13 protein-coding genes are annotated in these 13192 nt (G+C 30.2%); 1 reads left to right on the top strand and 12 read right to left on the bottom strand.

The window, feature by feature from the left end; all coding sequences use genetic code 11:
- Positions 1–8 precede the first annotated feature (8 nt).
- From tsf to RR409_RS03130, 6 genes are all read right to left on the bottom strand, one after another.
- The gene (gene tsf / locus RR409_RS03155) at positions 9–926 is read right to left on the bottom strand and encodes a translation elongation factor Ts (protein WP_332556270.1); all 918 of its coding nucleotides are present in this window, start codon (positions 924–926) and stop codon (positions 9–11) included.
- Between the two features lie 142 nt (positions 927–1068).
- A complete protein-coding gene (gene rpsB / locus RR409_RS03150; RefSeq protein ID WP_332556269.1) occupies positions 1069–1770 on the bottom strand; it encodes a 30S ribosomal protein S2 in 702 nt (233 codons plus the stop codon).
- A gap of 434 nt (positions 1771–2204) precedes the next feature.
- Positions 2205–2978 carry a GTP-sensing pleiotropic transcriptional regulator CodY gene (gene codY, locus RR409_RS03145; protein ID WP_332556268.1) on the bottom strand — a complete coding sequence of 258 codons (774 nt, stop codon included), beginning with the start codon at positions 2976–2978 and terminating at the stop codon, positions 2205–2207.
- A gap of 241 nt (positions 2979–3219) precedes the next feature.
- Positions 3220–5301, bottom strand: a complete 2082-nt coding sequence (gene topA, locus RR409_RS03140) for a type I DNA topoisomerase (RefSeq protein WP_332556267.1) — start codon at positions 5299–5301, stop codon at positions 3220–3222.
- Between the two features lie 54 nt (positions 5302–5355).
- Positions 5356–6441, bottom strand: coding sequence for a DNA-processing protein DprA (gene dprA, locus RR409_RS03135; protein WP_332556266.1), 1086 nt, complete (start codon positions 6439–6441; stop codon positions 5356–5358).
- A 79-nt stretch (positions 6442–6520) separates the two neighbouring features.
- Positions 6521–8044 carry a YifB family Mg chelatase-like AAA ATPase gene (locus RR409_RS03130; RefSeq protein ID WP_332556265.1) on the bottom strand — a complete coding sequence of 508 codons (1524 nt, stop codon included), beginning with the start codon at positions 8042–8044 and terminating at the stop codon, positions 6521–6523.
- 191 nt (positions 8045–8235) lie between these two features.
- Between RR409_RS03130 and RR409_RS03125 the strand changes: the two genes are divergently transcribed.
- On the top strand, positions 8236–8604 hold the full coding sequence (locus RR409_RS03125; protein WP_332556264.1) for a YraN family protein: 369 nt from the start codon (positions 8236–8238) through the stop codon (positions 8602–8604).
- Positions 8605–8799: 195 nt separating this feature from the next.
- Here the strand turns inward: RR409_RS03125 and RR409_RS03120 are convergent, their stop codons facing one another.
- The 6 genes from RR409_RS03120 to RR409_RS03095 all read right to left on the bottom strand — a co-directional run bounded on the left by RR409_RS03120 (position 8800) and on the right by RR409_RS03095 (position 13169).
- A complete protein-coding gene (locus RR409_RS03120; RefSeq protein ID WP_332556263.1) occupies positions 8800–9621 on the bottom strand; it encodes a ribonuclease HII in 822 nt (273 codons plus the stop codon).
- Complete coding sequence (ylqF, locus tag RR409_RS03115; protein WP_332556262.1) at positions 9608–10516, bottom strand: ribosome biogenesis GTPase YlqF; 909 nt, start codon at positions 10514–10516, stop codon at positions 9608–9610. The genes RR409_RS03120 and ylqF overlap by 14 nt, the downstream gene beginning before the upstream one ends.
- Positions 10517–10615: 99 nt before the next feature.
- On the bottom strand, positions 10616–10960 hold the full coding sequence (gene rplS / locus RR409_RS03110) for a 50S ribosomal protein L19 (RefSeq protein WP_332556261.1): 345 nt from the start codon (positions 10958–10960) through the stop codon (positions 10616–10618).
- Between the two features lie 239 nt (positions 10961–11199).
- Complete coding sequence (gene trmD, locus RR409_RS03105; protein WP_332556260.1) at positions 11200–11916, bottom strand: tRNA (guanosine(37)-N1)-methyltransferase TrmD; 717 nt, start codon at positions 11914–11916, stop codon at positions 11200–11202.
- Positions 11913–12410, bottom strand: coding sequence for a ribosome maturation factor RimM (gene rimM / locus RR409_RS03100; protein WP_332556259.1), 498 nt, complete (start codon positions 12408–12410; stop codon positions 11913–11915). The genes trmD and rimM overlap by 4 nt, the downstream gene beginning before the upstream one ends.
- 531 nt (positions 12411–12941) lie before the next feature.
- Positions 12942–13169 carry a KH domain-containing protein gene (locus RR409_RS03095; protein WP_332556258.1) on the bottom strand — a complete coding sequence of 76 codons (228 nt, stop codon included), beginning with the start codon at positions 13167–13169 and terminating at the stop codon, positions 12942–12944.
- Between the last annotated feature and the right edge of the window lie 23 nt (positions 13170–13192).

Raw genomic sequence — 13192 nt, 5'->3', positions numbered from 1 at the left:
TCTTTTAATTATTTTCCTTGCATTTTTTGTACTTCTTCTGCAAAGTTATCTTCTTTCTTCTCTATTCCTTCGCCTCTTTCAAATCTAGCAAATCTTGTGATTGATATTTCAGCACCGATTTTCTTAGATTCTTCTTGAAGATATTTAGAAATAGTATAATCACCATTCTTAACCCAAACTTGTTCAACTAAGCAAACTTCTTTATAGTATTTACTTACTCTTCCCATAACCATTTTTTCAACTATGTTTGCTGGTTTGCCTTCATTTAAAGCTTGAACTCTATATATTTCTTTTTCTTTTTCTAAAGATTCATTATCAACTTGCTCTTTATTTAAGAATAATGGGTTAGCTGCTGCGATTTGCATTGCTATGTCCTTACCAATTGTTGCTAATACTGGATCTTGTTTTTCACAAGCTAACTCAACAAGAACTCCAATTTTTCCATGTCCATGGATATAGCTTTGGATTATTCCATTTTCAATGTTAAATCTTTCAAATCTTCTTACAGACATATTTTCGCCTATTTTAGCGATTAATGCTGTAACAACTTCTTGTACTGTAGCACTTTCATCAGCTATGTATTTTTGTGCAACTAATTCTTCTACTGTACTAACATTTGATAATGCAACCATTCTTGCCACGTTTTCAGTAAGAGTTTTAAATTCTTCATTTGCAGCAACGAAGTCAGTTTCACAGTTTACTTCTACTACTGCTCCTAATTTCATGTCTTCTGAAATGTATGTAGTTACAATACCTTCAGCAGCAATTCTTCCTGCTTTTTTAGCAGCTGCCGCTAATCCTTTTTCTCTTAACACTTCAATTGCTTTTTCAATATCTCCATTAGTCTCACCTAGAGCCTTTTTACAGTCCATCATTCCTGCGCCTGTTCTTTCTCTAAGTTCTTTAACCATTCCTGCAGTTATCATCTTTATTCCTCCTCTTTATAACTAATTTAAAAGGTAAATGAAAGAATTTTTTCTCCCATCTACCTTATAAATTTATTTTCTCTTCACAACCATAGATGAGGCTGTCATTTATTAATTCATTAATATGTTATTACTATACTAATTACTCAGCTAATTGCTCGCCTTGTCTCGCTTCAATTATAGCATCAGCTAATCTCTCAGTGATTAATTTAACTGCTCTAATTGCATCATCGTTTCCAGGAATTACATAATCAACTTCATCTGGATCACAGTTAGTATCAACTATTGCAATAACAGGTATTCCTAATATTTTAGCTTCTGATATAGCATTTTTTTCTTTTCTTGGATCAACAACAAATAATGCTCCAATTTTGCTAGCATCCATGTTTCTGATTCCACCAAGATTTTTCTCTAATTTTTCTCTTTCGTTTTTAAGTTGTGAAACTTCTTTCTTAGGAAGAACATCAAATATTCCATCTTCTTCCATTTTATCTAATTCTTCAAGTCTACCAATTCTTGCTTTGATAGTTCTGAAGTTAGTTAACATTCCACCTAACCATCTGTTGTTAACAAAATGCATGCTTGATCTTATAGCTTCTTCTTGGATAGCTTCTTGAGCTTGCTTTTTTGTACCAACAAATAATATATCTTTTCCTTCTTCAGATACAGATTTTATGAAATCATATGCTTCATCAATTTTCTTAACTGTTTTTTGTAAGTCGATGATATAAATTCCATTTCTTTCTGTGAAAATGTACCTAGCCATTTTAGGATTCCATCTTCTTGTTTGATGTCCGAAATGAACACCTGCTTCTAGTAATTGTTTCATTGATATTACTGCCATTTTAATATACCTCCTTGGTTTTACCTCCATTGCTTTCATTTCCATTGAAAACCTTATTACAAGGCACCTTTCAACAAATAGAGCAATGTGCGTATTTTCTTACCTTGAGTAGTATAACATAATTATAAATACTATTCAATAAAAATTTTACAAACATATAACTTTCTGCATAACATTTATTAATTTACACATATTTCTTTTTTTTATACTTATAAAGTTTATTTTATGATATTTATTAAAAGATTAATTTATCAAAATCACTTTCACATTGTTAAGTGTTAATTTAAATTCCATTATAATAATTTTAAAAAACCTTTTCCCCCTTAGATCTCCATAATTCATTTTACAAAAATATTTCATATAAAAATGTCTCTTCTTAAAATATTAATTTTTCAAAAAATAAATAAGCAAGGGATTCCCCTTGCTTATAAGTATTATTTCAACTTGTTTAACTCTTCTATTAACTTATCGTTTAAAATCTTAATATGAGTACCCTTCATACCTAATGATCTAGATTCTATGACTCCTGCACTTTCAAATTTTCTTAATGCATTTACAATAACAGATCTTGTTATACCAACTTTATCTGCTATTTTAGATGCAACTAAAAGTCCTTCGCTTCCTTCTAGTTCATTAAATATATGCTCCACTGCTTCAAGTTCTGAATATGAAAGCGTTCCAATAGCTAACTGTACGATAGCTTTTTTTCTAGCTTCTTCTTCAATTACGTCATTTTTAGATCTTAAAATTTCTAGTCCTACTATGGTTGCACTATATTCTGCTAGTACTAAATCTTCCTCTGTAAACGGACTTCCAAATCTTGAAAGTAATAAAGTTCCTAGTCTTTCTCTATTACCATTGATAGGAACTACAGTAGTTAATTTATCATCTAACCCACAGTCCTTACCATTTTCAAAAACACAAACACCTTTACTAGGTAAATTAGCTCTAGTTTCTTCAGTATTTAGTAATTTAGCGTTATAATCTTCAGGAAATCTCATACCATTTAAAACTTCATTTTTAACTTCATCACATTCATAACCGCCTGAAAAATTATACCCTAAAACCTTACCTCTTCTACTAGCTACATAAACATTACATTCTAAAACATCACTTAATAGTTTGCAAATGTCATCAAATACTACTGGTTCTGTACCAGATTTTTGCAGTATCTTGTTTAGTTTTCTTGTTTTATTTAATAGTGACACTTAAATTCCTCCTACTCCGTATTTGGGTCATATTTATTTTATTAGTTATTCTCAACAACTATTATTATGCCCTATAAACAATTCAAAACATTTATTTAATTTAAAATCTTTAGAATTGAACTTTCCTTAACATAGGATACCATAGTATACTTACTATTTCAACAAAATTCATACAAATTTTCGACATAATACGTCATCTTTTCGGGGAAATTCAATAAATTTATAGTTTTGTAATTATTAATTAACCATTTGTTAATTTTTTATGCTTACATTCTTTATTTGCACATTCCAAATAATCACCTTTTGCCTTAGAGTATCTCTTTAGTAAGATATCATTGCACTCTGGGCACTTCTCTTTTGTTGGCTCATGCCAACTAACAAAATCGCATTGTGGATAATTTTCACACCCAAAAAATGTTTTGCCTTTTTTGCTTCTCTTTTCTAAAATTGTGCCTCCGCACTTAGGGCAAGGAGCTTCAATCTCTCGAGTTATTGCTTTAGTATTTTTACATTCCGGATATCCTGGGCAAGCCAAGAAATCTCCAAATCTACCCTGCTTAATAACCATAAATCGCCCACATTTATCGCATTTCACATCAGATATTTTGTCTTCAATTGTAATTTTAGAAATTTCTTTCTCTGCAATATCAATGGATTTTTTTAAAGGTGTAAAGAAAGTGTCAACTATTGCTTTCCACTGTTCTTTTCCTTCTTCAACTCTATCTAGTTTATCTTCCATTTCTGCGGTAAATTCAATATCTACAATTTCCTTAAAATAATCACTCATCAAATTATTTACTATAAAACCTAGTTCCGTTGGTTCTAAAACCTTTTTATTTCTTTCTATATACTTTCTATCAAGTAAAGTTGAAATTGTTGGTGAATAGGTACTAGGTCTTCCTATTCCATTTTCCTCTAAAGTCTTTACTAAAGATGCCTCTGAAAACTTTGGTGGTGGTTGAGTAAAATGCTGCTTGCCCTCAATAGATTTTTTGATTAGCATTTCACCTTCTTCTAATTTAGGTAGCTTATTTACTTCTCCATCTTCTTCGTTATCAGTATTATAAACTTTAGTAAATCCATCAAATTTTACTTTGTAACCCGTTGTTCTAAAATCGTATATTCCATTTTCTATTTCAATTGAAGTAGAATCAATAATTGATGACGCCATTTGACTTGCTACAAATCTATTCCATATAAGCGTATAAAGTTTATATTGATCATTGCTTAAGCTAGTCTTTGCTACCTCTGGAGTAATTTCAAAGTGAGTAGGTCTTATTGCCTCATGAGCATCTTGTGCATTCTTTTTACCTTTATATACTCTTTTGCTTATTGGTAAGTATTTGTCCCCAAAAGCACTTTTTATGAATTCTCCTACAGAAACTTGAGCCTCGTCAGATACTCTAACAGAGTCTGTTCTCATGTATGTTATTAAGCCCACTGTACCAAAACCTTTTACCTCAATTCCTTCATACAATTGCTGTGCAGTTGACATGGTTTTTTTAGTAGAAAAGTTTATCTTTCTATATGCATCCTGCTGCATTGTGCTTGTTGTGAATGGAGGAAGTGGATTTTTGGTTTTTTCTGTAACCTTTATAGATTTTACAATAAAATCATTGTTCTGTAGCTCCTTTATTATGATATCACTTTCTTCTTTAGTGTTTATCTCAAGCTTTTTACCATTTTTACTATGTAATTTAGTTGAAAAGTTACTGACTTCACCTTTTTTAAATACATTGCTTTCTATTGTCCAATACTCTTTAGCTACAAAATCTAATATTTCTTTTTCTCTATCACAAATTATCCTTAAAGCTACAGATTGTACTCTTCCTGCGCTTAATCCCCATTTAATTTTTCTCCAAAGAATTGGACTTATTTCATATCCAACAAGTCTATCCAGAACTCTTCTTGCTTGTTGTGCATTAAATACGTTTTCGTTAATTGTTCTTGGACTTTTTATGGCGTTTTTTACAGCATTTTTAGTAATTTCATTAAATTCTATCCTACATTTTTCTGTTTCATCGATTTTTAAAATCTTAGCTAAGTGCCATGAGATTGCTTCCCCTTCTCTATCAGGGTCAGTGGCTAAATAAACTTTTTCACTTTTCTTTGCCTCTTTTTTTAGTTTATCTAGTAATTCTCCTTTTCCCCTAATAGTGATGTACTTTGGCTCATAATTATTTTCCACATCTACCCCTAATTGACTTTTAGGTAAATCTCTTAGGTGACCCATAGATGCCTCAACTACATAATTTTTGCCTAAATACTTCTTTATTGTTTTTGCCTTAGCTGGCGACTCAACTATTACTAGCTTTTGACCCATATTATCCCCTCCAGCATGTTCAGTTTATTTTTCCTACATTATAAATTTTCAAAGCTATATAATTTTATTAACTCTCACATAAAAACTACCATTTAAGCACAATATTTCATCTTTTAGTTGCATTTCAAATAATAACTCATATATTTGCTTTATGTCAATATTAGTTAACCTTATAATGTCATCTATATGTATAGGATTGTTATCAATAATTCTGTATATGTCCTCACAAACACTTCCTTTATTATTATCATTAATGATTTTATTATTTTTATTCCTATCTATTCCTAATAAATAAAAAACATCATTAATATTTGTAAAAACATGAGCTCCTTCTTTTATAAGTTTATTTGTTCCTTTGCTCTCTTCTGAGAATATTGATCCAGGAATTGCCATAACTTCTTTTCCTTGTTCCAATGCTTTTGTAGCAGTAATCAATGATCCGCTTTTTTCTCCTGCCTCTGCTACAATTACTAAATCACTTAGCCCACTTATTATTCTATTTCTAATTGGAAAATTCATAGATAGTGGCCTTGTTTCTGGGGCAAATTCGCTAATGACACAACCACCTGAAGAAATTATTTCATTATATAGCTTTAAGTTCTCCTTGGGATAAACCACATCTACGCCACTTCCCAAAATAGCAACTGTATATCCCTTATTAATTACAGCGGTTTTATGCACTATTGTATCTATCCCTCTTGCCATTCCGCTGATAATGTTTAAGTTATTTTGGACTAGCTCTTCAGTAATTAACTTTGTGATATCTGCACCATACCTAGTACATGTTCTTGAACCTACAATTGAAATACTTCTCTCCTGATTAATATTTGAAATATTGCCCTTATAGAAAAGTGCGAAAGGTGCATCATCAAATAATTTCAACTTTTCAGGATACTGTCCCTCTTTAATAGTTATGAAACCAATTTGTTCCTTTTCAAGCTTTTCCATGATTCTATAAAGTTTTTGTAAGTCATAAGCTTTTATTAATTTATCAATTAACTTATTATCTAAAGCTGTAGAACTTTTATGCATTGTCATGAAATCTCTTATATTTTCTAAGCTACCAAACTCTGTCAAAATTTTTAACTTAATATTACTAGAAATTTCAACTAATGCAAACCAAAGTTTTAAAATATCCATATTTACGTCTCCATCTTCAATTATTTACACATTTGTAATATTCGCGAATAAGTTCACACCGCAATAAATCATTATCATTTTATATTGCATTTTCATCTATAAATTTTCTGTACTGAAGTGCTTCAATTAAATCTTTTTCATCTATATTCTCTTTGTCGCTTAAATCCGCAATAGTTCTTGCCACCTTAAGTATTCTACTATAAGCTCTGGTACTTAAGGATAATTTATCATAGGCAATTTTCAATATTTTATTGGACTTTTCATTTAAATTACAATACTTTTTTAGATGTTTTTCTTTCATTTCAGAATTACAATTTATATTATCCCCTTTAAATCTTTCCTTTTGAATTTCTCTTGCTTTCTCAACTCTTTTTTTTATATCTAAGGAACTTTCACCTTTAGATTCTCCATTAATCTCATCATAAGAGATAGGATTTACTGATGAAAATATATCTACTCTATCTAATAGTGGTCCAGATATCCTTCCTAGGTATCGTTTTATCTCATACTCTGTACACTTACATCTTTTTACATTAGTTCCAAAGTATCCACAAGGACAAGGATTCAAGGCTCCTATAAGCATAAAGTTTGCTGGATATTTTATTGTTCCATTAATTCTAGATAGTTTGACCTCTCGTTCTTCTAAAGGTTGCCTTAAAACCTGTAGAGAATTTTTATTAAATTCTAAAATTTCATCCAAAAACAACACACCATTGTGAGCTAAAGATGCTTCTCCTGGCGCTGGATTTCTTCCACCTCCTATCAACGCAATACTTGTTATTGTGTGATGTGGATTTCTAAACGGTCTCGTAGTAATTAACCTGTCTTTTCCAATCCCACCACTAACACTATAGATTCTTGTAACCTCTAAAGACTCTTCGTATGTTAATGAAGGCAAAATAGAAATTATTCTTTGGGCTAGCATAGTTTTTCCTGATCCCGGAGAACCATGAAAAATTATGTTATGGTTGCCGGCAGCTGCAACCTCTAAAGCTCTCTTTGCAGCTTCTTGCCCTATTACTTCATTCAAATCTAGACTATTATTATTCATATAAGTATTTGCTATTTCGCAATTTTTATATGGTAGCATATCCTTATATCTTAAAAAATTTATTGTTTGTTCCAAATTTTCCATTGGATATATATCTGTATTCTTTATAATACTACATTCTTCTGCATTATCTATGGGAATAATGTATTTACTAACTCCTTGCTTAGCACCTTCAATTACTATGGGCAACGCACCCTTAACTCTCTTTAAATAACCATTTAAAGAAAGTTCACCAATAAATAAATATCCTTCTATTTCTGACGGTGAAATTTGGTTTGTTGCAGCTAATATTCCTATGGCTATTGGTAAATCAAAATGTGATCCTTCTTTTTTTAAATCTGCAGGTGCTAAATTTATAGTTATTCTACTTACAGGAAACTCAAATCCCGAATTAATAATGGCTGACCTTACTCTTTCTTTTGATTCCTTAACTGCTGCATCTCCTAGTCCAACAATATTAAAAGAAGGAAGTCCATAAGACGTATCAATCTCTACATTAACTATTATTCCTTCAACACCATAAAAAGTAGCACACAATATTTGTATGGCCATATTATCACCCTTACCTTTATTTATAGATTAATTATTGACAAATATATGCACTATAAACAAATATGTAAATATATATAACTAAAACTTAATTCACTTTTATACATTATTTGTAAGTTATCCTTGATATTTACACGTTAATAGTTTAATATTAAATTACTAATAAATTTGTAACCATAGGAGAGGATGGTTCAATGGGCGTATTAAATAAAAGCATAGGTTCCCATGGAGAAGATATCGCTGAAACATATTTAAAAGAGATGGGTTACACCATTTTGGAAAGAAATTTCAAATGTAAAATAGGAGAAATTGATTTAATAGCAAAGGATGACAAATATATTTGTTTTGTTGAGGTTAAAAGTAGATATGGTAGCCTTTACGGAAGTCCTGGAGAAAGCGTAACTAAACTAAAACAATATAAAATTTATAGAACTGCCCAAAGTTACATTTTGAAAAAAAAACTTTATAAATTTAATTTTAGATTTGATGTTATTGAAATAATATTAAATAATAAAGACGATAACTACTCTATTAAATTAATAAAGGACGCCTTCCAAATATAGAAAAACTCTTATAATATTATTATTTAATAAAGGGATTAATTGCAAGGAAGCGCAATTAATCCCTAATTTTAATGATATTTTCGACATATAAGGCATACCAATTTAATGCGGGTATGCCTATTAAACATAACATTATTTCATATTTACTAAATTTTCTTTCAGAAATCATTGAAAAAACTTTCCTAAATTGTCTAACTATCCTTTTTCAAGAATGTTGGTTAAGAAAGATTTTCTGTGTATATCAGTAACTCCATGGTTAATAATAGCCGATATGTGTTCCTTACTACCATAACCCACATTATTCTCAAAGCCATAATCAGGGTAGATAGTTGCTAATTCTTTCATGACCTTATCTCTGTATACCTTAGCTAAAATTGATGCACAGGCTATTGATGCACTTTTTGTATCACCTTTTATAACAAATTCGTTTCTTAAGGAAAAATTTTTTATTGGATACCCATCAGTTAATACTAATTCAGGCTTTACCTTTAAATCACTGATAGCCATTCTAAAAACCTCATTATTACAATAACCGATACCCCTTTTATCTATTTCCTCATTACTAAGCAGTGATATACTGAAACTTATAGCCTTTTCTTTAATAATTTCACTTAGTTTTTCCCTTAGCTCACTATTTATTTTTTTCGAATCATTTATGTATAAGATCGGATCTACAGAATTTAAATCCAAAACTACTGCGGCAGAAACAATTGGTCCTGCTAAAGGTCCCCTACCAACTTCATCTACACCTGCCACTATATTAACTCCATAACTTTTATCAAAATCATAAAGCTCTTGAACCCGTGACACCTCTTTCTTATATGATTCTATATGTTTTTTCATCATATTACCAAGCGCATTTACATTTTTTCTTTTATCATAATTTAATGTATCTACAATATCTAAATATTCTTTTTCCTGATATTTTAATGAATTAACTGACATAAATTCTTTAACAAAAGTCTTTATATGGTTATATTTTATTTTCTCTATATTCTCTAAACTACTCAACTTCATTGTGTTTCACTTCATCGTCTTTCATTATCTCTTCTTTCATCTCTTCCTGAAAATTTGGTCCTTCAAGAGAAATTGGTCCTAATTTACCGCCCCTAAATTCATCTAGGAACATTACAGCTACTCTGTTATAATCTATATTCCCTCCAGAGACTACAGCACCTCTTTTTTTTCCTATGTTATCCATGTTTTCTAGTGGATCTTCACTTATTTCTGTTAATTTGTATCTATTTATAAGTCTTTGTGGGTGAGAATGTTGTAACTGTTCTATGAGCTTCAGTGTAAGTCCTTCCACGTCCATAATCTCATCTTTGATAGCACCTGTAAATGCTAAATTTAGTCCCACTTTTTCATCTTCAAATTTAGGCCATAAAACTCCTGGAGTATCCATAAGCTCAATTCCTATTTTTGTTTTTATCCATTGCTTACTTTTTGTAACTCCTGGTCTATCCCCTGTTTTTGCAATATTATTCTTTGCCATCTTATTTATAAAAGTAGACTTACCCACATTGGGAATACCCACAACCATAACTCTTGTAATTATATTCACAACACCTTTATTTTTCATTCTATCATGCTTTTCTTTAAGCATTTCATCTAGAGTTGGTTTTATTTTATTCAATCCCATCCCTGTTAAGCAATTTACCGATAAAACCTTTGTATAGCTATTTGAAAGCTTTTTTATCCAAAGCTTAGTTACACTATCTTCACTTAAATCACTTTTATTAAACAGTATTATTCTTGGCTTATCTTTACATATCTCTTCTATCTGAGGGTTTGAGCTTGAATATGCTATTCTTGCATCTCTAATTTCAATTACTGCATCTACAAGTTTTAAATTTTCTTTTATTTCTCTACGGGTCTTCGCCATATGCCCCGGAAACCAATTTATACTCATTTATTTCATCACTCCTAGGTGTTTTATCTATATATTATTTACAACATTTTGTTTTATAATTATGCTTAATAAAAAAAGGGACTTAAAAGTCCCATTTCTTTAGATTAATTCTTTAACTTTAGCAGCTTTACCTACTCTGTTTCTTAAGTAGAATAATTTAGCTCTTCTTACTTTACCTCTTCTTATAACTTCAACCTTTTCAATAACTGGTGAGTTAACTGGGAAAGTTTTTTCTACTCCAACATTGTAAGCAACTCTTCTTACAGTGAAAGTTTCTCTAACTCCACCATTTTGTCTCTTAAGAACAGTTCCTTCGAAAACCTGAACTCTTTCTTTGTTTCCTTCTTTGATTCTGATATGTACTTTTACAGAATCTCCTACATTGAATTGTGGTAAATCATTTCTTAAATGTTCAGCTTCTATAGCTCTTATTATATCTAACATGTGCATTCCCTCCTAAAATTTTATTTTGACGTTCTTAATCATACTTTATGACAGAGGAACGCCCGTACTAGCACAAAGTACATTTTATCACAATACTTCTGCATAAGCAACATTATCTTTTAATTATAATAACTTCAAGGAGTGTATTCCTTGAGCCTTCAAAAGAACATTATTATAAATTCTAAATTTTATAAAAGACAAAACTTCTTTAAAGATTCATTTAGTAATGTCGCTTATACTTATTTATAATATTTCTCTAATAATTTTTTATCCTCTTTGGTAAGTTGAATTTTTTGATATAAATCAATTCTTCTTTCTTTCGTGATTAAAAGAGATTGGAGCCTTCTCCATTTTCTTACATTATCGTGATGTCCAGAAAGTAATACCTCCGGGACTTCTTCTCCTTGAAAATTCGCAGGTCTAGTGTACTGTGGATATTCTAATAATCCACTATAGAAGGATTCCTCACTAAAGCTTTCCTCGCTAGATAAAACTCCTGGGATTAACCTGCTAATACTATCAATTATAGGTATACAAGCCATCTCCCCTCCTGTTAAAACAAAATCTCCAAGGGAAAATTCCATATCTATGTACTTGTATACCCTTTCATCTATTCCTTCATAATGACCACACAGAAAAATCAACTCTTCTTCTTTGCTCATTTCCTTCGCTAAGTCTTGGTCAAAGGTTTTACCCCTAGGTCCTAAAAATATTACTTTTCCTTTATTGCTTTTTTTCAAATCTATTATTGCATCTACGATAGGTTGGGCCATCATAACCATACCGGCACCACCACCATATGGATAATCATCTACCTTCTTATGTTTACTTAAGGTGAAATCTCTTATATTTATTGTATTTACTTTTAATATGCCTTTTTCCTGTGCTCTTCCAATTATACTGTGGTTAAATATTTGAAACATTTCTGGAAATAAAGTTAATACATCTATTTTCATTCTGACCAAACATTAACCGGTTTTATTAAAATTTCACTACTATTAATGTCTATATTAACCACTATATCCTTTAAAACCGGAATTAATACTTCCGCTTTACCTTCACCTTTAACCCAATATACATCGTTACTTCCAGTCTGAATAACATCATAAATCTTCCCTAAGTTTTTTCCATCTGTATCTAATACTGTGCACCCAATTAGATCCGCTACATAATATGTATCTTCTGGTAAATCCTTTGCGTCCTCTCTTTTAATCATAAGATATTTATTTCTATATCTTTCTGCTGCTTCAACAGTATCTATTCCTTCTATTTTAAGAATTGCTCTGTCCTTTTGTAACTTAACTTCAGTAATTTTTATTCTTTTTTCATCTATAAATACTTCATCTAATTCTCTAAAGTCCTCTAAGCTATCCATAAGTGATATAACTTTTACTTCACCTCTAATTCCATGAGGTTTCGAAATTTGTCCAACGCTCATAAACTCTTTCATAATAAAATTCTCCTTGTTATTATGTTTATTAAATTTTTTGGAATTTTTATCCTTTATTAATTTACTTTGATTATAATAAAATACATATTTATTATAGCCTATTTAATATAACTTAAAACTCTGCATTATTCAACTAATAAATCATCGCCTATAATACATTTTATAACAAACTTTAAATAAAATATTTTCATATCCCTTACATCTTACATAGCAAGATTCTACTTCTAAACTCAATTAGGTACTGTGTTAAGAATTAAAAGTAAATATAGGATTATGTATTTAAAATTTAACCTGTACCTTGCTTCAGAGGATTATAGTTATTCAACCTAATTAATGAGTAAAATAAGTTTCATGTTGAAAACCATATAATACTTATATATTTATAATAAAATCAAAAGTAGCAAGAATAATACTCTTGCTACTTTTAATTAAAACTAAAATAAAATTTCACATTTTAATTTTAAGCAAAATTAACAAAGTGATTCACCTTGCTAATCTACATTATAAATAAGAGTTAGGTCTCCCTAACTCTTATATTATCTCCACAACAACTCTTTTATTTTCTTTAATAGCCGCTGCTTTAACAACAGTTCTAATAGCTTTAGCTATTCTTCCCTGTTTTCCAATTACTTTACCCATATCCTCTTGAGCAACCTTTAATTCTAAAATTATAGAATGCTCACCAGTAATTTCATTTACTTGAACAGAATCTGGATTATCGACTAAAGATTTAGCAATAATTTCAAGTAATTCTCTCATGGAATGCGCCTCCAATCAATTTA

The organism is Clostridium sp., from assembly GCF_036642255.1.
GTDB lineage: Bacteria > Bacillota > Clostridia > Clostridiales > Clostridiaceae > Clostridium_J.
This window is presented reverse-complemented; position numbering and strand designations above follow the sequence as displayed.